Raw genomic sequence first — 18643 nt, 5'->3', positions numbered from 1 at the left:
GAGCCATCCGATCCGTCAGGCGCTATGGTCGCATCGGTTTCATGCGGCACCCTGTCGATCACGAAAGGACCAGCGATGCCTCGCGCGCTCTCGACGATTCTTGCCGCGGCCTGTCTCTTCGGCGCCGGCATCGGCGCGGGCCATGCCCAGGACGCCGCCGACCCGAAAGCCGTGCCCTCGGCGCTGGCCGCGCCGGTCCTGAGCACCCAGGACATCAAGCTGGAGGAATTCGGCGCCAATCTCGAACGCTTTCCCTATCCCTGGAAAGTCGAGACCATGGAGCTGAATCTGGGCGCCGAAGAAGCCGCCATGGCCTATATGGACGTGCAGCCCGACAAGCCCAACGGCCACGCCGTGGTCCTGCTGCACGGCAAGAATTTCTGCGGCGCGACCTGGGAAGACACCGCGCGAACGCTGCTGGCCGCGGGGTACCGGGTGCTGATCCCCGACCAGCTCGGTTTCTGCAAGTCCTCCAAGCCGGCCTCCGCGCAATACAGTTTCGCGATGATGGCGAACACCACGCACCGGCTCATGGAGAAAGTGGGCCTGGAAAAGGCCATCGTGCTGGGGCACTCGACCGGCGGCATGCTGGGGATGCGCTTTGCCCTGATGTACCCGCAGGCGGTGGAGCGACTGGTGCTGGTCAATCCGCTGGGCCTGGTCGACCGCATGGCGGAAGGCGTGCCTTACGCACCGCTGGACAAGCTCTTGGCCAGCGAGCGCGCCAAGGGCTATGCCGAAATGCGCCAGTATCAGCTCGACACTTATTATCATGGCGACTGGAACCCGCGCTACGATCGCTGGGTGAAGATGCTGGCGGGGCAATATGCCACGCCTGATCAGGATGCGGCGGAACTGGCGCAGGCCAAGACCTCCGAGATGATCCTGACCCAGCCGGTGAGCCACGAGTTCGGCCGTCTCGGCGTTCCCGTGACGCTGATGATCGGCATGCGCGACACGACGGTCTTCGGCAAGGGTCAGGCCCCGGCCGAGATCAAGGCCAAGCTGAAACCCATCCCGCAGATCGCGGCACAAGCGGCGGCGGCCATGCCTTCGGCGCGGATCGTCGAATTCCCCGACTACGGGCATTCTCCGCAGGTGGAAGCGCCGGACGTGTTCGGGGCCAGGCTGCTGGAGATCCTGTCTTCGCCGGCACCCTGAAGAAGAGCTGGCGCGAAGGTCCTATCGGGGATTTGGAGCCAGCGCGCCGGGGATCGTCCGGCAGCCCGGCGCGCGGGTCTCGGAAGCCTTCCAGCGCAGTTCGTAAGTGACCAGGAAGCCGTCATGGTCGGACAGCTGCGGGCTGTCCGGACGCCCGTCGAACAGGGCCTGCACCCGGATGGGGCGGATCTCCACGCCTTGTCCGTTCCAGTAGAACTGCAGGTCCTGCGTATCCATCCAGGGTTCGTCCCCGTCCCACGACATCTGCACGTCGCAGCCCGAGCCAGGGTGCGAGCAGGTGCGGTGCACGAGGTTCAGCGACTGATAGCGTGAGAAATTCTCCCAGCGCGGCTCGGAGTGGCGCATGTTGAAGTCGCCGCCGAAGATCACCGGCGTCGCATCGTCATGGGTGCGGTCGATGAATTCCGAGGCTTCCAGGGCCTGCCGGTCGTGCGCGGCCAGGTTGCGCGCCGCGGGCGCGCCGGAAGCGCCGCGCGAGTTCATGTGCGTGTCGTAGACGTCGATCAGGGTGGGCACGCCCGGCACGTCGATCCTTGCGAGCGCGATGCCCTTGTTCGACAGGCAGTCGAACCCGGCGCAGGACTTGCGGCCATAGGCCCGGCGCTCGGTATCGACGATCGCGTAGCGCGAGGCGATGGCAAGGCCGCTGCCGAAGACGTGGATGCCGATCTCGCCGCGCTTGAGGCTGGAATTGCCGGGCAGCCGTTCCTTGGTGGAACCGCGTGCGCGGGTGGTCCGGCGCGGGCCGGAATCGAGCGCGGGATAGCCGGCAGAGGCCACTGCGCGCTTGGCGGCGTCGCTGAACATCTCCTGGAACAGCACCACGTCGGGCGCGGTGCCGGCGGCGCGCATCCTGGCCAGATGCCTGCCGATCTCCTCAAGCGAAGGCTTGCGCCCGCTGCGCGCGGGCCAGGACAGCCCTTCGATATTGAAAGTGAGCACCGAGAGCGTGGTGGTGGCGCTCCGTCCATCGGCGGACAGAGCGACGCTGGGCTGCTGCGTGGCCGTGCAAGCCACTTGCGCCACGGGGGGTGCCATCGTGTTGCAGCCGCTCGCCAGCAGCGCCGCGCAGAAGGGCAGGGCGCGCAGCAGAACCGAACCTTGAAGCGTCATGCGGTTGGATAATCCCTGTCGCAATCGATCGCCGAACCGCCGGAGACCGGCCCAACTTATGCAAAAGGCGCCGGTAAGTCCATGATGCGGCGAAGATCGGCAGGCGTGGGATTGCCCGGAGCCCTTGCTTAGTTCGGGCCTTGCGAGAGCACCGGCGACCAGTCGAAATCGATACGGACTTCGCCCGAGGCCGAACCGTCCGGGTGGAAGCTGCGCTCCACGATCATGCCGGCGCCGGTGCGGTTCACGGCGATGACCGTGGAGCAGCGGGTGCCGTAGAGCGGATCGCGGATGAAGACCGGGGCGAAGCGCGGCTCGGGGCCGTTTTCGGCATGGCCGGGGGCCATGCCCGGGGTCTCCGCCTGCAAGGCGCCGAGCAGGGGGGACGGATCGGCGTGCCCGTTTGCCAGCCATGCGGAAACCGCCTGCGCCACTTGCAGCGTCTTGGGCCAGGGCCGGTCGAAGCCGCCATTGGAGAGACCATGGATACCGGGGGCGAGAGGCCGCGATTCGCGATGCGGATAATTGGTCAGGAACCGGGCGCTGGTGCCGTTCACTTCGACGAGATTGAACGGGTTCATCGTCTCGACGGGTTCCGGCTCGCGGCCTTCCAGCAGGTCGGTGACGAGCTTGCCGCGCGAAGGACGGCCCGGAACCGAGCCTTCCGGCACTCGGTAATTGGTGACGAGCACCATGCGCGCCGATGGCGTCACGCCCAGCCATGTCCCGCCGCCCAGCAAGTCGGCACCGGCCAGGATTTCGCTGCTGTCCTGCCAGGGCGAAAGCGGCGCCGAGGGGCGTGCGTGGAATTCGTCGCGATTGCCGGCGACCACGAGCGGCCAGTCCGGGTGGGCCTGCCAGGCGACGGCGGCAACGCACATTTCAGATCAGGCCCTTGGCGCGCAGGCTGACATGGCATTCGCGGCCGATGATGACATGATCGTGCACCGAGACCCCCAGCAACCTTCCGGCTTCGGCGATGCGGTTGGTGACTTCGATGTCCGCGCGGCTGGGCTGGGGGGAACCCGAGGGATGATTATGCACGAGGATGAGGGCGGTGGCGCCGATGTCCAGCGCGCGGCGAATCACTTCGCGCGGGTGAATCGCCGCTTCGTCGATCGAGCCGTCGCCCACCAGGTCGTCGAGGATCAGCATGTTCTTGGCATTGAGATAAAGCACGCGAACGCGTTCCAGCGTCAGGTGCGCCATGTCGATCGTCAGATAATCGATCAGCGCCTGCCACGAGCCGATAACCGGCTTCTCGCGCACTGTCTGCCGCGCGAGGCGGGTGGCCGCCACGGTCACCACGCGCAGCGCGGCCACGGTAGCCTCGCCCATGCCCGGATGGCCGCCCAACGTGCGCGGATCGGCCTGAAGCACGGCCGCGAGCGAGCCGAAGCGATGGATCAGACTGCGGGCCAGAGGCTTCATGTCGCGGCGGGGAACGGCCTGCATCAGCAGGAGTTCTATCACCTCGTGATCGCCCAAAGCTTCCGCCCCGCCTTCGACCAACCGCTTCCTCAGCCTTGCGCGGTGACCGCTGGGATCGTTCCCGGCATCGGGGCCGACCGCCGCGACGACGGACGCGGAATCGCAGCCCGCCGGGGCTACAGGTTCATCGAAGAGACGGTCTTGCTCGGGCATAACGCGTACAGACAATTGCCTTTCCCGGAAGGCAAGCGCAAGTGATGGACCGGATGTCGCAGCAGCAGGACCAACCTACCGTACCGGCGGATTTGCCGCAGCCGGCCCGTCGCCTCGGGCGGCGCGTGGCGGCGCTGGGCATGCTGGCCGTGGTCGGGGCAGGACTTGCGGGCGCCTGGGCCTGGCGCAAGGACATCGCCGACGACATCATTGCCGACCAGCTGCACAAGCTCGGCCTGCCGGCCACTTACCGGATCGTTCGCATTGGCCCTTCGGAGCAGGTGATTCGCAATCTCGTGATCGGCGATCCGAAGCACCCGGACCTCACGATCGAGGAACTGCGCGTCGCCACCCGGCTGACCTGGGGCTGGCCGGGCATCGGTCGGATCACCGTCGTTCGCCCGCGTCTGTTCGGTGCGCTCCATCAGGGCAAGCTGAGCCTGGGCGCGCTCGACAAGGCGCTGGCAAGCGGCGGCGGTGACAAGGACCACCCCTTGCCCGACCTCGACGTGGCCGTGGTGGACGGACGCGCGCTGATCGAAAGCGATTATGGCCGCCTGGCCGCGAAATTGACCGGCGCGGGCGGACTGCGCGGCGGTTTCGGCGGCGAATTGGCGGTGGTGTCCCCCCGCCTCGCGGTCGAGGGCTGCGAGACCGGGCGCGCCACGCTTTACGGCAAGCTGTCCATCTCCGGCGAGCGTCCGCGCTTCAAGGGGCCGCTGCGAACCGGCGGCGTGACCTGCCGCGCGCGCGACTTGCAACTCGCCGCCAGCGGGATGCAGCTCGATGTCGTGCTCGACCGGCGGCTGGACGGTGGGGAGGGCCGCCTCGGCCTTGAAGGCGGCGCCCTGCGGATGGCGGGAAATCGCCTCGCCGCGCTCACCGGATCGGGCCGCTTCACGTATCGGGGCGAGGCGCTCAACGCGAATTTCAAGGCCGCCGCGCGCGATGTCGCCACTGCGCAGGCCCGAATCGGGGAGCTGGGCTTCGATGGCCGGATGCGTTCCAGCCACGGCCTCGCCCGCTTCGATCTGGAGGGCGACATTGGCGGCAAGCGGCTCGCGATCGGCGAATCGGCCGATTCGCTGCTCGCCAAGGCAGTCCAGTCCGGGGAGGGCACGCTGGCCGCGCCACTGGCCCGGCAATTCCGCACCGCCCTGGCACGCGAAACCCGCGCCAGCACGCTCTCCGCCAACCTGGTGCTGCGCCGCGGGCAGGACGGCCTGACCCTGGTGGTGCCGCGCGGCAATCTGCACGGCACCAGTGGTGCCTCGCTGCTGACGCTCTCGCGCGTGCAGGCGCAGTTCGGCGCCGAGACCGACAGCGGCCGCCGCCCGGTCGTGACCGGCAATTTCGCGAGCGGCGGGCAAGGCCTGCCGCAGATCTCCGGGCGCATGGAAAGCGATGCGCGCGGACGCCTCGCGCTGCAGGTGGCCATGCCCGAATATGCCGCCGGCGATTCGCGCCTGGCCGTGCCGCACCTCGCGCTCACCCAATCACCTGACGGCGCCATGCGCTTTGCCGGCGAGGCGCGGCTCTCCGGCGCCCTGCCGGGCGGCGCCGCGAAAGGCCTCGTCCTGCCGGTCGATGGGCGCTGGGGCGCCGACGGCGCGCTGGCGGTCTGGAACGCCTGCACGAAAATCGGTTTCGACAGCCTCGCCTTTGCGAACCTGACGCTGGAACGGCGCAGCCTGCAAGTCTGCCCCGCGCCCGGCGGCGCGATCCTGCGCAGCCGGGGCAGCGGGCTCGACATTGCGCTGGGCGTCCCGAATCTCGACGTGTCGGGCCGGCTCGGCCAGACGCCGATCCGGATCGCCAGCGGGCCGCTGGGCTATGCGCAGCTGGCGGGTCGGCCCGGCGCGCTGACCGCCAAGGCCATCGATGTCGCTCTCGGTCCTGCAGATGCGCCGTCGCGTTTCAAGCTCGCCCGCCTCGATGCGCAAGTGGGCAAGGATATCGGCGGCACCTTCGACGAAGCGGACATCGGGCTCGCGGCCGTCCCGCTCGATCTGCGGCAGACCGCGGGCAACTGGCGCTATGCCGGGGGTATCCTCACGATCGACCAGGCACGCTTCACTCTGGTCGACCGGCAGGCGGTGCCGCGCTTCCAGCCGCTGATCGCCCGTGACGGCAGCCTGCGGCTGGAAAACAATGTCATCACCGCGCAGGCCGTCATGCGAGAGCCCAGCAGCGACCGCGAGGTGGTTCGCGCCGACATTGTCCACGACCTCGGCAAGACCAGCGGGCATGCCGATCTGAGCGTGGCTGGCATCACTTTCGACAAGGACCTTCAGGCCGAAGCGCTCTCTCCGCTGCTGCTCGGCATCGTTTCGGACTTGCGCGGTTCGCTCCATGGCAAGGGTCGGATCGACTGGAACGAGCGCGGCGTCACCAGCACCGGCCGGTTCTCCTCGGACGGCCTGGACTTCGCCGCCGCCTTCGGCCCGGTGAAGGGCCTCAGCGGCGACGTGGTTTTCACCGACCTGCTCGGCTTCGTCACCGCGCCGGACCAGCAGCTCAGGATCGCCTCGGTCAACCCGGGCATCGAAGTCAATGACGGCGTCGTCGGCTTCCAGATGGAGCCGGGCTATCTGCTGCGGATCAACGGCGCCAAGTGGCCTTTCATGTCGGGCACGCTCACGCTAGATCCGGCCACGATGCGAATCGGTGCCTCCGAGACGCGGCACTACAAGCTCAACGTCCGCGGCCTCGACGCCGCGACGTTCGTGCAGCATCTCGAACTCACGAATATCAACGCCAGCGGCGTCTTCGACGGCGAAGTGCCGATCGTCTTCGACGAGCAGGGCGGCCGCATCGTCGACGGTTACCTGGCCTCGCGCGATCCGGGCGGCAATGTCAGCTATCTCGGCGCGCTGACCTACAAGGACCTGTCGGCCATGGGCAACTTCGCCTTCGGCGCGCTCAAGTCGGTCGACTACAAGCACATGGAGATCGGCCTGAACGGCTCGATCTCGGGTGACATCCTGACGCGCATCGCTTTCGACGGGCTCAGCCAGGGCTCGTCCGCAGACAAGAATTTCCTCACGCGGCAGGTGGCGAAGCTGCCGATCCGGTTCATCGTCAAGATCAAGGCGCCGTTCTTCAGCCTCTTCGGCTCGATGCGCTCGCTCTATGATCCGACCTACCTGACCGATCCACGCACCCTGGGGATCCCCAACCAGCTTCCGGCGCAGGGCCAGCTCTCGAACGACCCGAACTCGATTCGTCCCGCGCCAGCCACCATTCAGCCTCCAGTCAGCGAGAATAATCCATGAAGGCCCTGGAATTGACCGGAAGCACTCCGGCTGCGACAAGCCCGGCGATGATGAGTCCGGTACGATATTTCGCGCAGCAGCTTGCTTCCCGGTCCGGCCGGCGCGCGGCATGCGCCGTGATGATGATGACGGGCCTGGGATCGGCCCTTGCCGGCTGCGTCAACGTGACGGCGCCCGACAAGCCGATCGTGATAGAGCTCAACATCAACATCAGGCAGGAAGTGATCTATCGTCTCTCCCAGGATGCGGAGAACACGATCAAGGAAAACGAAGGCGTATTCTGATGAGCAAGACCGTTTTCAGCAGACCCGTCGGCCTGATCGGCGCAATGGCCCTGGCTCTTGGCGGCGGCAGCATGGCGCTGGCGCAGGAAGGCCGCGATCCCGCATATGCGGCGGCGCGCTCTGCGGGCCAGGTCGGTGAGCAGAAGGACGGCTATCTGGGCGTCATCGGCGGCCAGTCCGCCGCGGTCCAGGCGATGGTACGCGACCTGAACAACAAGCGCCGCGCCATCTACACGGAAAAGGCCGCGGGCAAGAGCACCATCGAGGAATATGCCTTCGCCACCGCGTGCCGTCTGATCTCGCAGACCCAGCCTGGCGAGAAGTACCAGGCGCCCGACGGATCGTGGAAAACCCGCGGCGCCGGAGCGCCCGAGCGCGACGCACGCTGCCCGTGATCGGCGGCGCCTGCGCGGCCTCCGAATGGCGCCAGGCGAAAGCGAGCATGGCCGAAGGCCCAAAGGCAGAACCCGACAGGGCGGTTGGACATCCAGCCGCCCTTTTTCGTGTGTCTCTTTCACGACGGCGCTGCGACGTTGAACCGACAAACCGCCGCGCCGCTTGACCGGGGCGGGACGCGGCTGTGGTTTTTGCGAGGAATTTCTTCGGTATCGTCCTTGCGGTATTGCCGGCCCAGCCCCATTTTCCAGCCCTGTTCGGCACTTGGGCATACGGGTATCCGTGTGAACAACTGTTGCCGTGCGCGGCCCGCCATGGTTGACTCGGGAATAGCCCCACCCTAAGGGGTCGGCGCCCTCGGCGGGCAGCCGTTGAACGCGTCATCCTTTCCTGGAGGAGGAACCTGACATGAACGACGAGCCGTCCGCACGGGAACCTGTTGGCGAAGATGCGCGCCTCGATACGCTGGACGATCGGCTGAAAGCCCTTCGTGAGCGCGAGGTGAAGCGTCAAAAGCCGGTCGCGGGTGCGGAAACGGACGATGCCTATCGTGCCGGAAACCGCGTCCTGGCCGACTTGCTCGGCGGGGTTGCCGGTGGTCTGTTCCTTGGTTGGGTGATCGATCACTTCGCCGGAACATCGCCCTGGGGTCTGATGGTGATGATGTTCGCAGGAATATTCGTCGCCTTCAGGAATATTATCAGGAATTCGAACCGGCGCCCGGATTGACCCAAGGGGGGTGAGTAAGGGCGCTGTCGTTCATTGGCGACAGGGATATTCGCGTGGCAGCCGAAGCGAAGGTCGATCCGATGCACCAGTTCAGCATCCAGCCGTTGTTCGGCTCGGAAGGCTGGAGCATCGCCGGTTACAACATCGCCTTCACCAACAGCACGCTGTGGATGGCGATCGCCGCCGTGACGCTGGCGTTCTTCGTCGCTGGCGGCATGAAGCGCCAGCTCGTCCCCGGCCGCTGGCAGATGGCAGTCGAAAGCTTCACCGGCTTCATCGACGGCATGCTGGCTGCCAACGTCGGCCCCGGCGGCAAGAAGTACGTTCCGTACATCTTCTCGCTCTTCATGTTCATTCTTTTCGCGAACTTCCTCGGCCTGCTGCCGCTGGGCGTGATCGGCCTCCATGCCTTCACGTTCACCAGCCACTTCTCGGCCACGGGCGTTCTCGCGGTGCTTTCCTTTGCAATCGTCCTGATCGTCGGTTTCGCGAAGCACAAGCTGCACTTCTTCTCGCTGTTCGTGCCGCACGGCACCCCGGTCATCATGATCCCGCTGATCTTCTGCGTGGAACTGATCTCCTTCCTGGTGCGCCCGTTCAGCCTCGGCCTGCGTCTCTTCGTTGCGATGATGGCCGGCCACGTCCTTCTTGAGGTTCTTTCGAGCTTCGTCATCAGCTCGGGCAATGCCGGCATCGGCCTCTTCGCCATCGCCGGGCTGCCCAGCTTCATCCTGATGGTCGGCATCTGCGCTCTCGAGCTGCTCGTCGCCGGCATCCAGGCCTACGTTTTCGCTCTTCTCACTTGCGTCTATCTGAACGACGCAGAGAACCTTCACTGATTTTCAGTCTCACTCGAGTTTTCCAAAGGGAGTTTTTGAAATGGACGCAGAAGCTGCAAAGCTGCTTGGTGCCGGTCTCGCTGCTATCGGTTGCGGCCTCGCCTCGATCGGCGTGGGTAGCGTTTTCGCCAAGTTCCTCGAAGGCGCACTGCGCAATCCGGGTGCCGCGGACGCCCAGCAGGGCCGCCTCTTCATCGGCTTCGCCGGCGCCGAACTTCTCGGCCTGCTGTCGTTCGTCGTTGCCGCGCTGCTGATCTTCGCCTGATCGCGCGCACTGATCCCCTCCGGCTGCCCGAACCCTTTGGTACGGCGGCCGGAGAGGACGCAAGAATTCTACCGGCCACTTCGAGATAGGGCTGACCCATGCCTCAGATCGCACAGCTAGCCGCGACCTATTCCAGCCAGATCTTCTGGATGCTGATCTTCTTCGGCTTCACGTTCTTCGTCGTCGGACGGGGAATGGTTCCCAAGGTCATGGATACGGTTGCGCAGCGCGACAAGCAGATTGCCGACGACCTCGCCGCCGCCGAACGCGCTCGCGCTCAGGCCGATGCGGAGGAGGAAGCCTGGCGCACGCGTGAGAACGCCAACCGCGCCGAGGCGCAGACCCTTATCGCGGAAGCCCGCGCCAAGGCCGCTGCCGTCACGACGGAGCGTCTCGCGACCGCACAGGTTGCAATCGACGCCACGCTCGCCGAAGCCGAAACCCGCATTTCCCAGGCTCGCCGTTCGGCTGCCGCGGAGATCGAGGACGTCGCCGCCGACGCCACGCGCGAGATCGTCAGCCGCATCGCCGGCCTGACTCTCGACGATGGTGCGGTCCGTTCCGCCGTGAAGGAGAACCTGGTCCATGGCTGACAACACCCAGCTGTCCACCACGGACACCGTGGTTGCCGAAGGCACCTCGCACGAGGGCGCCGAGATGGCCGGCACCCAACAGGCAGGCGTCGAGCATCATGCCGAACCGCTGCTGCTGGGCGTCGCCCCGCCGGTCGCGGTCGTCAGCGCCTCGATGCTGGTGCTCCTGGCGATCATGGTCTGGAAGGGCCTGCCCAAGATGATTTCGGGCGGTCTCGACGGCAAGATCGCCGAGATCAAGGCGCAGCTCGAAGAGGCCAAGACCCTTCGCGCCGAGGCGGAAGCCCTGCGCAAGGAATATGCCGACAAGATCGCCGGTGCCGAAAAGGACGCCGCCGCTCTGCTCGAGCATGCCCGTCATGAGGCGGAAACGATCGTCGCCAAGGCCCAGGCCGACACGACGGACGTGATCGCCCGCCGCGAAAAGATGGCGCAGGACAAGATCGGCGCCGTCGAACGCGCGGCCGTTACCGAACTGCGCCAGCAGGCTGCTGCTGCGGCGGCGGCTGCCGCCAGCGGGCTGATCCGCGCCAACCACTCGGTCGATGCCGACAAGGCGCTGGTCGACCAGGCGATCGCCGGTATCTGATACCGCCGGTTCGCTATCGAACAAAAAAGCCTCCGCGCGCTGCGCGGGGGCTTTTTTGTGTCCCGATTGCGGTCACGCTGGGGGCGTCATGGCGCCGATCGGCAGTTGACGCCCCGCGCATTTGGGATCAGAGCGACGACCGCGCAGCCAGTGTTGCTGCGGTGTTTCAGGAAGCGAGGACATGTCAAGCGACAGTTCCAGTAGGACCGCACGCCCGGAGGTCGTCCGCTAGTTCTCGCTGGCCGTCGTCCGCCCGGGTCGTGCGGACGAAAGGTGTGATGATGGTGAACGACCTCCTCGCCGGCGTGACTGCCGGCGCCCGTCCCGCCAAGCGCGGGCTCTATATTGCCGATATCGTCGAGATGCTTCAGGCGCTGCCGCCCGAGGCGGCCGCCGCCAAGCTTGGCCGCATGGCCGACGTGCGCGCCGTGGCGACGCTCGACCGCCCCGAATTCACCGGCGCTGCCGAAGCTCTGGCCTTGCTGCCGCTGCCGCGTGCGGTTCATCTGGTGGCGCAGATGGCCGAGGACCGCGCGGCGGACGTCCTGGCCGAGATGGACGAGGGCGTGGCCGCGCAGATCCTGGCGGCGCTGGCCCCGGAAGTGCGCTCGTCGCTGCGCAGCCTCCTGGCATGGCCCGAGGACAGCGCAGGCGGCATGATGACGACGGAGTTCGTCGCGGCGCGGGCTTCGGCCAGCGTGGCAGATGTGCTCGATCTCATCCGCACGGTCGAACGCAGCCGAGAGACCGTCTACTCGGTGTTCCTCATGGACGAGGCCGGCCGCCTCGAAGCCACGATCTCGCTGCGCCGCCTGATCGCCGCGGCGCCTGATTCGCCCGCGATCGACCTTGCCCGCGACCGCGAGCCGGTCACCGTGACGCCCGACACCGACCGCGAGGTCGTGGCCGATCTGATCCGCCGTCATGACCTGCTGGCGCTGCCGGTGGTCGACGATGCCGGACGACCTCTGGGCATCGTCACCGTGGACGATGTGCTTGACGCACTCGTCGCCGAACATACCGAGGATGTGCAGAAGTTCGGCGGAGTCGAGGCGCTGGACCGGGCGTATCTGGAGACCGGGTTCTTCGAGATGATCCGCAAGCGGGCAGGGTGGCTCAGTGTGCTGTTCCTTTCGGAAATGCTCACGGCCAGCGCGATGCAGCATTTCGAGGACGAGCTGGCGCGCGCGGTCGTGCTCACGCTGTTCATCCCGCTCATCATGAGTTCGGGCGGTAACAGCGGCAGCCAGGCGACGTCGCTCATCATCCGGGCGCTCGCCATGGGGCAGGTCCGCCTGCGCGACTGGTGGCGCGTCGCCTTGCGCGAACTCCCTGCAGGGCTGGTGCTGGGTGCGATCCTCGGCGCGGTCGGCTTCGCCCGGATCGCGGCCTGGCAGGCGCTCGGGTTCTACGATTACGGCAGCCACTGGATGCTGATCGCCACGACCGTTTCGGCGGGGCTGGTGGGGATCGTCACTTTCGGCTCCCTGGCCGGATCCATGCTGCCGTTCCTGTTGCAAAGGCTCGGTTTCGACCCGGCCAGCGCCTCCGCACCGTTCGTCGCGACCCTGGTCGATGTCACGGGGCTGGTGATCTATTTCACCATCGCTCTTGCGATTCTCTCCGGGACGCTGCTCTAGGGCGCAAAGCCAAACGAAAGGACCGGCCGCCATGCCATTCACCGCGAAGATCCTGCTGCTCGGTTCGGGCGAACTGGGGCGCGAATTCGTGATCTCGGCCAAGCGGCTCGGCTGCGAGGTCGTGGCCTGCGATGCTTACGAGGGCGCGCCGGCGATGCAGGTGGCCGATGCTTTCGAAGTCTTCTCGATGCTTGACGGGGAGCGGCTGCGCGCCGCCATCGAGAAGCACCGGCCGGACTTCATCGTGCCCGAAGTCGAGGCCATCCGCACCGAAGTGCTGGCGGAAGTGGAGGCGGAAGGCTTCTGCGTGGTGCCATCGGCGCGGGCGACGCAGATGACCATGAACCGCGACCGCATCCGCGAAGTGGCCGCGACCGAACTCGGATTGCGCACCTCGCGCTATCGCTATGCTGAGAACCTGGGCGAAGTCTTGTCCGGCGCCGAGCACACGGGGCTGCCTTGCGTGATCAAGCCGGTCATGTCTTCTTCCGGCAAGGGCCAGAGTACCGTGCGTGATGCGGCCGATCTGGAGAAGGCCTGGGACTATGCCGTCGCCAACATGCGCGGCGACCGGGCCCGGGTGATCGTCGAGGAGTTCGTCGATTTCGATTATGAAATCACGCTGCTGACCGTGCGCAGCCGCGAGGGCGTGTCGTTCTGTCCGCCGATCGGCCACCGGCAGGAACGCGGCGACTATCAGGAATCCTGGCAGCCGACGCCCATGGCGCCCGCGGCGATCGCAGCGGCACAGGACATGGCGCGCAAGGTCGTGGACGATCTTGGCGGCTACGGCATCTTCGGGGTGGAGTTCTTCGTGAAAGGCGAAGACGTGATCTTCTCCGAACTCTCGCCGCGCCCACACGACACCGGCATGGTCACGCTGATCTCGCAAAACCTTTCGGAGTTCGATCTGCATGCGCGGGCCATCCTGGGCCTTCCGGTCCCCGAAGTCACCCTTCGCGGCCCGAGTGCCTCGGCCGTGATCCTGGCCGACCGCGAGGCCGAGGTTTTCGCCTACGAGGGAATGGCGGATGTCCTGGCGACGCCGGGCGGCGAGGTGGACCTGCGGGTCTTCGCCAAGCCCACGACGCGACCCTATCGCCGCATGGGTGTCGCCCTGGCGCTGGCAAGCGACACCGATGAAGCGCGGCGGATCGCTGCAGAAGCCGCCGCGAAACTGCGGATCGTCTACGAATAGCACTATGCGGGGCAGGGGAACTCCCTGCCTCCGCAAAACAGCCGCTAGAAGGTGTTCTTGGCCTCGCGCAGAGCGGCAAAGGTCGCCACGGCATCTCCGGCCTCGCCCTCCGGCGCCCACCGCGCCTGGATAGCGGGGTCGTCCGCGCGCAGGAACGGGTTCGTCAGCAGCTCGCGGCCGAGCTTGGTGGGGACCGTGGGCAGGCCCGCCGCGCGTGCGCGCGCGATGTCTTCGGCATAAGCGGCCAACTCGCCATTGTCCGGATCGGCATGGAGCGCGAAGCGGGCATTCGCCGCGGTATATTCGTGGGCGCAGTAGAGCATCGTGTCCACCGGCAGCGCCTTGATGCGCTGGAGGCTCGCCCAGAACTGCGCGGGCTGACCTTCGAACATGCGCCCGCAGCCCAGCGCAAAGACCGAATCGCCGACGAAAGCGATCTGCGCCTCGGGTAGGTAGTAGGCGCAATGGCCCATGGTATGGCCGCCTACGTCGATGACATGGGCCTTCCAGTTGCCCAGCATGACGACCTCTCCCTGAGACACGGTCCGGTCGACGCCTTCGATCTTCCCGGCATCGTCCAGTGGAGCGGTGATCGTGCAATTGGTGCAGGCCTTGATCGCCGCATTGCCGCCGGCGTGGTCGGGATGCCAGTGCGTGTTCCAGATCTGCGTGATCTGCCAGCCCTTGTGCCCGGCCTGGCGGAGGTACTCATCGGCATCGGGCGTATCGATGCAGGCGGTTTCCCCGCTGACGGGATCGTGCAGCAGATAGCCGTAATTGTCGCTGAGGCAGGGGAACTGGTGAACTTCGAGCATCGGGCGTCTCCTTGCCGGGCGATGTAAGCCTTCGGAGCGGTGCGCGAAAGAGCCTGGAAGCAAAGGGCGCGCGCGATGGCGACCGCCGGAAAAGCAAAAGCCCGCCCGGATTGCTCCGGACGGGCCTTTGATGGTTCACCTTGCGGTGAAGCCCGGAAGCGTTCTTACGAACGGTTCTTGAGGGCTTCGCCGAGGATGTCGCCGAGCGAAGCGCCCGAGTCCGACGAACCGTACTGTTCCACGGCTTCCTTCTCTTCGGCCAGCTGGCGGGCCTTGACCGAGAAGTTCGGCTTCTTCGAACGATCGAAACCGGTGACCATGGCGTCGAGCTTCTGGCCGACCTGGAAGCGGTCGGGGCGCTGCTCGTCGCGGTCGCGGCCGAGGTCCGAACGCTTGATGAAGCCGGTGGCGCCATCGTCGCCAGCCTGGACTTCCAGGCCGCCGTCGCGAACTTCGAGAACGGTGACGGTGACGACTTCGCTACGACGCAGCGAGCTGCCGCCGGTTGCGGCAACGCCGCCAGCGGCCGGAGCGCCACGCTCAAGCTGCTTCATGCCGAGGCTGATGCGTTCCTTCTCGACGTCGACGTCGAGAACAACGGCCGAAACCTGCTCGCCCTTGCGGTGCAGAGCCAGCGCGTCTTCGCCCGAGATGCCCCAGGCGATGTCCGACATGTGGACCATGCCGTCGACGTCGCCGTCGAGACCGATGAACAGGCCGAATTCAGTGGCGTTCTTGACTTCGCCTTCAACCTGCGAACCGACGGGGTGCTTCTCGGCGAAGGCTTCCCAGGGGTTCTGCTGAGCCTGCTTGAGGCCGAGCGAGATGCGGCGCTTGTCCGAATCGACTTCGAGAACGACCACTTCGACTTCCTGCGAGGTCGAGACGATCTTGCCGGGGTGGACGTTCTTCTTGGTCCAGGACATTTCCGAAACGTGGACAAGGCCCTCGATGCCGGCTTCCAGTTCCACGAAGGCACCGTATTCGGTGATGTTCGTGACGGTGCCGGTGAGCTTGGCGCCCACGGGGTACTTGACGGCTGCGCCTTCCCACGGATCGCTTTCCAGCTGCTTCATGCCGAGGCTGATGCGCTGGGTGTCCTGGTTGATGCGGATGATCTGCACCTTCACGGTGTCGCCGATGGCGATCACTTCGCTCGGGTGGTTGACGCGCTTGTAGCTCATGTCGGTGACATGGAGCAGGCCGTCGATGCCGCCGAGATCAACGAACGCACCGTAGTCGGTGATGTTCTTGACGACGCCTTCGATGACCTGGCCTTCGCTCAGCTTGTCGATCAGCTCGCTGCGCTGTTCGGCGCGCGTTTCTTCGAGGACGGCGCGACGCGACACGACGATATTGCCGCGGCGACGGTCCATCTTCAGGATCTGGAAGGGCTGCGGCACGTCCATCAGCGGGGTGACGTCGCGCACGGGGCGGATGTCGACCTGCGAGCCGGGGAGGAAGGCAACGGCGCCGTCGAGGTCGACGGTGAAGCCGCCCTTGACGCGGCCGAAGATCACGCCTTCGACGCGCTTGCCTTCACCGAATTCGTTTTCGAGCTTGTCCCACGCGGCTTCGCGGCGGGCGCGGTCGCGCGACAGCATCGCTTCGCCGTCGGCGTTTTCGACGCGGTCGACGTAGACTTCGACTTCGTCACCGACCTTCAGGCCATGCTCGCCTTCACCGCGCGCGAATTCGCGCAGCGGCACGCGGCCTTCGCTCTTGAGGCCAACGTCGATGACGGCCTTGTCGTTTTCGATGGCGGTGATGGTGCCCTTGACCACGCGGCCTTCAAAGCCGTCGTCGGCGACGCCGCCGAGCTGGTCGTCGAGCATTTTCGCGAAATCGTCGCGAGTCGGATTGGCAGAACTAGCCATTAAAGGTCTTTCCTGTTCACGTATTTCCGGCCAGGCGGTTGAATCCGCCGGTCTTTCCTCCGCGCGTCCGCACCATGCGGGCGGCGGGCCAAAAGGGCCGTACTGCCACGGGGGCCGGATGCCTTCCGCAGCGTCCTTTCAGCGCAAGGGCTTTCCAGACCGGCGGCCCCTACGCGCCGGAGCGCCAAAATGCAAGGAAAATGCCGGCCTGCCCGGTTCGCCGACGGATCGCGGCGGTCCGTCGGAACCGGGCAGGGCGGCCGTCTTGTGGCCGCCTCGGAAAAGCGCCATTGTCCCGCCCTGTCCTGATCTTCGGCCTGAGATATGGGAGGAGCGCGGGACACTTCGTTCGAGGAGCCTTCATGGCCGAGCACGCTACGTCACCGATCCCAGACAGACTCGATGCCACGATGGCCCCCAGCAAGGCGCTGGTCCCGAAGCCGAACTGGATCCTGCGTTTCGGGAAATGGATGCAGCCCAGGACGAACCGCTGGATTGCCCGCAGTTCGCGCGTGCCGGACGTGCCGGTTCACGATCCGGCGAATTTCCGCTGGACCCGCCTGCTGGAAGACAACTGGGAGGCCATCCGCGAGGAAGCCGCGGCCGTGCTCCAGGACCTGGAGGAAGTTCCGCCACTGGCGACGATTTCACCCGACCATCGGCGCATCGCTCCGGCCGGGCGCTGGCGGTCCTACTTCCTGGTCGGCTATCGCTACCGGGACGAGCCCAATTGCCGGGCCTGTCCGCGCACGGCCGAGTTGATTTCGCGCATACCCGGCCTGAATTCGGCGTTCTTTTCCGTGCTCGTTCCAGGGACGCATCTGCCGGCCCACACCGGCGTCTCGAAAGCGTTCCTGACGTGCCACCTCGGCATCCAGGTGCCGCGCGAATCCGGGGAGTGCCGGATGCGCGTGGTCGACGATTGGCTGGAGTGGCAGGAAGGCAAGTGTCTGGTTTTCGACGATGTCTTCAACCACGAAGTGAGGAACGACAGCGAAGAGACGCGCATCGTCCTGCTCGTGCAGTTCAAGCGCCCGGTCGGTCCCGTGGGGTGGATCGTGGGCAACCTGTTCCTGGAAGGCGTGCGGCGTTCGCGCTTCGTGCAGGACGCCCGGGCCGGGGTCGAGCGCTGGCGCAACCGCGCGCGGGATTGAAGGCCCGCCTTCCAGAGGGCCTCGATGTCAAAGAGCTGGCGATCGGCGCGCGCGCGCTTCGACCGCGGCGATGGCCGCGGCGATTGCTGCGTCGCGGCCGAGGTCGGACGTATCGAGCAGCACGGCGTCATCTGCCGCCACCAGCGGGGCGTCCTTGCGGCCGCGGTCGCGGGCGTCGCGGGCGGACAAGTCGGCGGCGATCTCATCCAGCGAGACATCGCGGCCCTGCGCCTCCATTTCGAGATGGCGGCGCTGGGCGCGGGCTTCCACCGAAGCGGTCACGAAGAGCTTGGCCTCTGCCTCGGGCGCGATCACCGTGCCGATGTCTCGCCCGTCGAGCACGGCGCCGCCGGCCTGCGTGGCGAAGCTGCGCTGGCGTTCGAACAGGGCCTGCCGCACCGCGGGGTGGATCGAGACGCGGCTTGCAAGGCCGCCGCTCGCTTCCGAACGGAGTTCCGGGTCGCTCAGGAAAGCGTCCGGAAAGGCGCATGCGGCAAGGGCGGCCACCGGATCGTCGGGATTGCCGCCGTCGAGGAAGCACTGGCGGCCGACGGCGCGGTAAAGCAATCCGGTATCGAGGTGGGGCAGGCCGTAATGCTCTGCGAGGGCCTTGGCGATAGTGCCTTTGCCCGATGCGGTGGGTCCGTCGACGGCGATGATCATCGCGGGCTCTTGGCGGCTTGGCGCGGCCAAGGCAAGGGGCTGGTCGAGCCGGCGCCGCAGGTTTGGGCGAAGGTTTGGGCGAAGGTCAAGGCAGGCGGGCTTCGTCGGATGGCCGGTCCGCGCTGCGCCTTGATCGCAGGGCCTTCAGGAGGCCCCAGCCGGCGATGATCGCCCAAAGCCCCTCCATCGCGATGGAGGGGAGGTTGACGTTCACCATCAGTGAAATGAGCAGGAGCACGGCCCCGACGAAGTTCAGTCCGTGCTGAAGGTAGCGGTTCGGATTGTTCTCGTAGGTCACATAGGCATAGGCGATCACGCAGCACACGGTGCCCACGAAGCCGAGGATGTTGCTGAGCCACTGCGGCAGGTCGAGGATCATGCACACTC

At 66.4% G+C, this 18643-nt stretch carries 19 protein-coding genes; 12 read left to right on the top strand and 7 right to left on the bottom strand.

The features are described from left to right. The first annotated feature begins 75 nt into the window (after positions 1–75). Entirely contained in the window at positions 76–1161 is a 1086-nt protein-coding gene (locus AC1VV3_RS05685; protein WP_132263687.1) for an alpha/beta fold hydrolase, read from the top strand. 21 nt (positions 1162–1182) lie between these two features. Here the strand turns inward: AC1VV3_RS05685 and AC1VV3_RS05680 are convergent, their stop codons facing one another. The 3 genes from AC1VV3_RS05680 to radC form a co-directional block, all read right to left on the bottom strand. Next, positions 1183–2295, bottom strand: coding sequence for an endonuclease/exonuclease/phosphatase family protein (locus AC1VV3_RS05680; RefSeq protein ID WP_431566722.1), 1113 nt, complete (start codon positions 2293–2295; stop codon positions 1183–1185). A gap of 128 nt (positions 2296–2423) precedes the next feature. Beyond that, complete coding sequence (locus AC1VV3_RS05675; RefSeq protein WP_431566723.1) at positions 2424–3176, bottom strand: NRDE family protein; 753 nt, start codon at positions 3174–3176, stop codon at positions 2424–2426. A gap of 1 nt (position 3177) precedes the next feature. Next, a complete protein-coding gene (gene radC / locus AC1VV3_RS05670) occupies positions 3178–3939 on the bottom strand; it encodes a RadC family protein (RefSeq protein ID WP_431566724.1) in 762 nt (253 codons plus the stop codon). 53 nt (positions 3940–3992) lie between these two features. Here radC and AC1VV3_RS05665 point away from each other — a divergent pair, with 53 nt between their 5' ends. The 10 genes from AC1VV3_RS05665 (at position 3993) to purT (ending at position 13747) form a co-directional block, all read left to right on the top strand. Then, positions 3993–7214: an intermembrane phospholipid transport protein YdbH family protein gene (locus AC1VV3_RS05665; protein WP_482962028.1), complete on the top strand. Its 3222-nt coding sequence runs from the start codon at positions 3993–3995 to the stop codon at positions 7212–7214. Then, on the top strand, positions 7211–7498 hold the full coding sequence (locus tag AC1VV3_RS05660; RefSeq protein ID WP_132263668.1) for a YnbE family lipoprotein: 288 nt from the start codon (positions 7211–7213) through the stop codon (positions 7496–7498). Before AC1VV3_RS05665 ends, AC1VV3_RS05660 begins: the two co-directional genes overlap by 4 nt. Then, complete coding sequence (locus tag AC1VV3_RS05655) at positions 7498–7893, top strand: YdbL family probable chaperone protein (RefSeq protein ID WP_431566726.1); 396 nt, start codon at positions 7498–7500, stop codon at positions 7891–7893. Before AC1VV3_RS05660 ends, AC1VV3_RS05655 begins: the two co-directional genes overlap by 1 nt. Before the next feature lie 409 nt (positions 7894–8302). After that, positions 8303–8623, top strand: coding sequence for an AtpZ/AtpI family protein (locus AC1VV3_RS05650; RefSeq protein ID WP_134095383.1), 321 nt, complete (start codon positions 8303–8305; stop codon positions 8621–8623). 53 nt (positions 8624–8676) lie between these two features. Then, positions 8677–9462, top strand: a complete 786-nt coding sequence (locus AC1VV3_RS05645) for a F0F1 ATP synthase subunit A (protein ID WP_021233351.1) — start codon at positions 8677–8679, stop codon at positions 9460–9462. A gap of 40 nt (positions 9463–9502) precedes the next feature. Next, positions 9503–9727, top strand: coding sequence for a F0F1 ATP synthase subunit C (locus AC1VV3_RS05640; RefSeq protein ID WP_007013775.1), 225 nt, complete (start codon positions 9503–9505; stop codon positions 9725–9727). 98 nt (positions 9728–9825) lie between these two features. After that, positions 9826–10320 (top strand): F0F1 ATP synthase subunit B family protein, encoded by a 495-nt coding sequence (locus AC1VV3_RS05635; RefSeq protein WP_132263664.1) that lies wholly within the window; start codon positions 9826–9828, stop codon positions 10318–10320. Then, on the top strand, positions 10313–10909 hold the full coding sequence (locus AC1VV3_RS05630) for a F0F1 ATP synthase subunit B family protein (RefSeq protein ID WP_431566727.1): 597 nt from the start codon (positions 10313–10315) through the stop codon (positions 10907–10909). Before AC1VV3_RS05635 ends, AC1VV3_RS05630 begins: the two co-directional genes overlap by 8 nt. A gap of 281 nt (positions 10910–11190) precedes the next feature. Further along, complete coding sequence (gene mgtE, locus AC1VV3_RS05625) at positions 11191–12549, top strand: magnesium transporter (RefSeq protein WP_134095384.1); 1359 nt, start codon at positions 11191–11193, stop codon at positions 12547–12549. A gap of 31 nt (positions 12550–12580) precedes the next feature. Continuing rightward, a complete protein-coding gene (purT, locus tag AC1VV3_RS05620) occupies positions 12581–13747 on the top strand; it encodes a formate-dependent phosphoribosylglycinamide formyltransferase (protein ID WP_314464454.1) in 1167 nt (388 codons plus the stop codon). A gap of 44 nt (positions 13748–13791) precedes the next feature. Here the strand turns inward: purT and gloB are convergent, their stop codons facing one another. Then, positions 13792–14562, bottom strand: a complete 771-nt coding sequence (gloB, locus tag AC1VV3_RS05615; protein ID WP_431566728.1) for a hydroxyacylglutathione hydrolase — start codon at positions 14560–14562, stop codon at positions 13792–13794. A 164-nt stretch (positions 14563–14726) separates the two neighbouring features. Beyond that, positions 14727–16439 carry a 30S ribosomal protein S1 gene (gene rpsA, locus AC1VV3_RS05610; protein ID WP_132263657.1) on the bottom strand — a complete coding sequence of 571 codons (1713 nt, stop codon included), beginning with the start codon at positions 16437–16439 and terminating at the stop codon, positions 14727–14729. Between the two features lie 362 nt (positions 16440–16801). Between rpsA and AC1VV3_RS05605 the strand changes: the two genes are divergently transcribed. Beyond that, positions 16802–17593, top strand: a complete 792-nt coding sequence (locus AC1VV3_RS05605; protein ID WP_132263656.1) for an aspartyl/asparaginyl beta-hydroxylase domain-containing protein — start codon at positions 16802–16804, stop codon at positions 17591–17593. Between the two features lie 27 nt (positions 17594–17620). On the opposite strand, the gene AC1VV3_RS05600 is transcribed toward AC1VV3_RS05605, so the two are convergent. After that, entirely contained in the window at positions 17621–18256 is a 636-nt protein-coding gene (locus AC1VV3_RS05600) for a (d)CMP kinase (RefSeq protein WP_132263654.1), read from the bottom strand. An 85-nt stretch (positions 18257–18341) separates the two neighbouring features. Next, positions 18342–18635 carry a CBU_0592 family membrane protein gene (locus AC1VV3_RS05595; protein ID WP_132263652.1) on the bottom strand — a complete coding sequence of 98 codons (294 nt, stop codon included), beginning with the start codon at positions 18633–18635 and terminating at the stop codon, positions 18342–18344. Positions 18636–18643: the final 8 nt, after the last annotated feature.

Source organism: Novosphingobium sp. BL-S-34 (assembly GCF_056857015.1).
The sequence above is the reverse complement of the archived record's forward strand: the minus strand, read 5'-3'. Positions and strand labels throughout refer to the sequence as shown.

What these genes read in the sequence shown, in the direction of transcription:
- AC1VV3_RS05685 (WP_132263687.1), top strand. Translation starts at nt 76, where the DNA reads ATGCCTCGCGCGCTCTCGACGATTCTTGCCGCGGCCTGTCTCTTCGGC.
- AC1VV3_RS05680 (WP_431566722.1), bottom strand. Translation starts at nt 2,295, where the DNA reads ATGACGCTTCAAGGTTCGGTTCTGCTGCGCGCCCTGCCCTTCTGCGCG.
- AC1VV3_RS05675 (WP_431566723.1), bottom strand. Translation starts at nt 3,176, where the DNA reads ATGTGCGTTGCCGCCGTCGCCTGGCAGGCCCACCCGGACTGGCCGCTC.
- radC (WP_431566724.1), bottom strand. Translation starts at nt 3,939, where the DNA reads ATGCCCGAGCAAGACCGTCTCTTCGATGAACCTGTAGCCCCGGCGGGC.
- AC1VV3_RS05665 (WP_482962028.1), top strand. Translation starts at nt 3,993, where the DNA reads ATGTCGCAGCAGCAGGACCAACCTACCGTACCGGCGGATTTGCCGCAG.
- AC1VV3_RS05660 (WP_132263668.1), top strand. Translation starts at nt 7,211, where the DNA reads ATGAAGGCCCTGGAATTGACCGGAAGCACTCCGGCTGCGACAAGCCCG.
- AC1VV3_RS05655 (WP_431566726.1), top strand. Translation starts at nt 7,498, where the DNA reads ATGAGCAAGACCGTTTTCAGCAGACCCGTCGGCCTGATCGGCGCAATG.
- AC1VV3_RS05650 (WP_134095383.1), top strand. Translation starts at nt 8,303, where the DNA reads ATGAACGACGAGCCGTCCGCACGGGAACCTGTTGGCGAAGATGCGCGC.
- AC1VV3_RS05640 (WP_007013775.1), top strand. Translation starts at nt 9,503, where the DNA reads ATGGACGCAGAAGCTGCAAAGCTGCTTGGTGCCGGTCTCGCTGCTATC.
- AC1VV3_RS05635 (WP_132263664.1), top strand. Translation starts at nt 9,826, where the DNA reads ATGCCTCAGATCGCACAGCTAGCCGCGACCTATTCCAGCCAGATCTTC.
- AC1VV3_RS05630 (WP_431566727.1), top strand. Translation starts at nt 10,313, where the DNA reads ATGGCTGACAACACCCAGCTGTCCACCACGGACACCGTGGTTGCCGAA.
- mgtE (WP_134095384.1), top strand. Translation starts at nt 11,191, where the DNA reads ATGGTGAACGACCTCCTCGCCGGCGTGACTGCCGGCGCCCGTCCCGCC.
- purT (WP_314464454.1), top strand. Translation starts at nt 12,581, where the DNA reads ATGCCATTCACCGCGAAGATCCTGCTGCTCGGTTCGGGCGAACTGGGG.
- gloB (WP_431566728.1), bottom strand. Translation starts at nt 14,562, where the DNA reads ATGCTCGAAGTTCACCAGTTCCCCTGCCTCAGCGACAATTACGGCTAT.
- rpsA (WP_132263657.1), bottom strand. Translation starts at nt 16,439, where the DNA reads ATGGCTAGTTCTGCCAATCCGACTCGCGACGATTTCGCGAAAATGCTC.
- AC1VV3_RS05605 (WP_132263656.1), top strand. Translation starts at nt 16,802, where the DNA reads ATGGCCGAGCACGCTACGTCACCGATCCCAGACAGACTCGATGCCACG.
- AC1VV3_RS05600 (WP_132263654.1), bottom strand. Translation starts at nt 18,256, where the DNA reads ATGATCATCGCCGTCGACGGACCCACCGCATCGGGCAAAGGCACTATC.
- AC1VV3_RS05595 (WP_132263652.1), bottom strand. Translation starts at nt 18,635, where the DNA reads ATGATCCTCGACCTGCCGCAGTGGCTCAGCAACATCCTCGGCTTCGTG.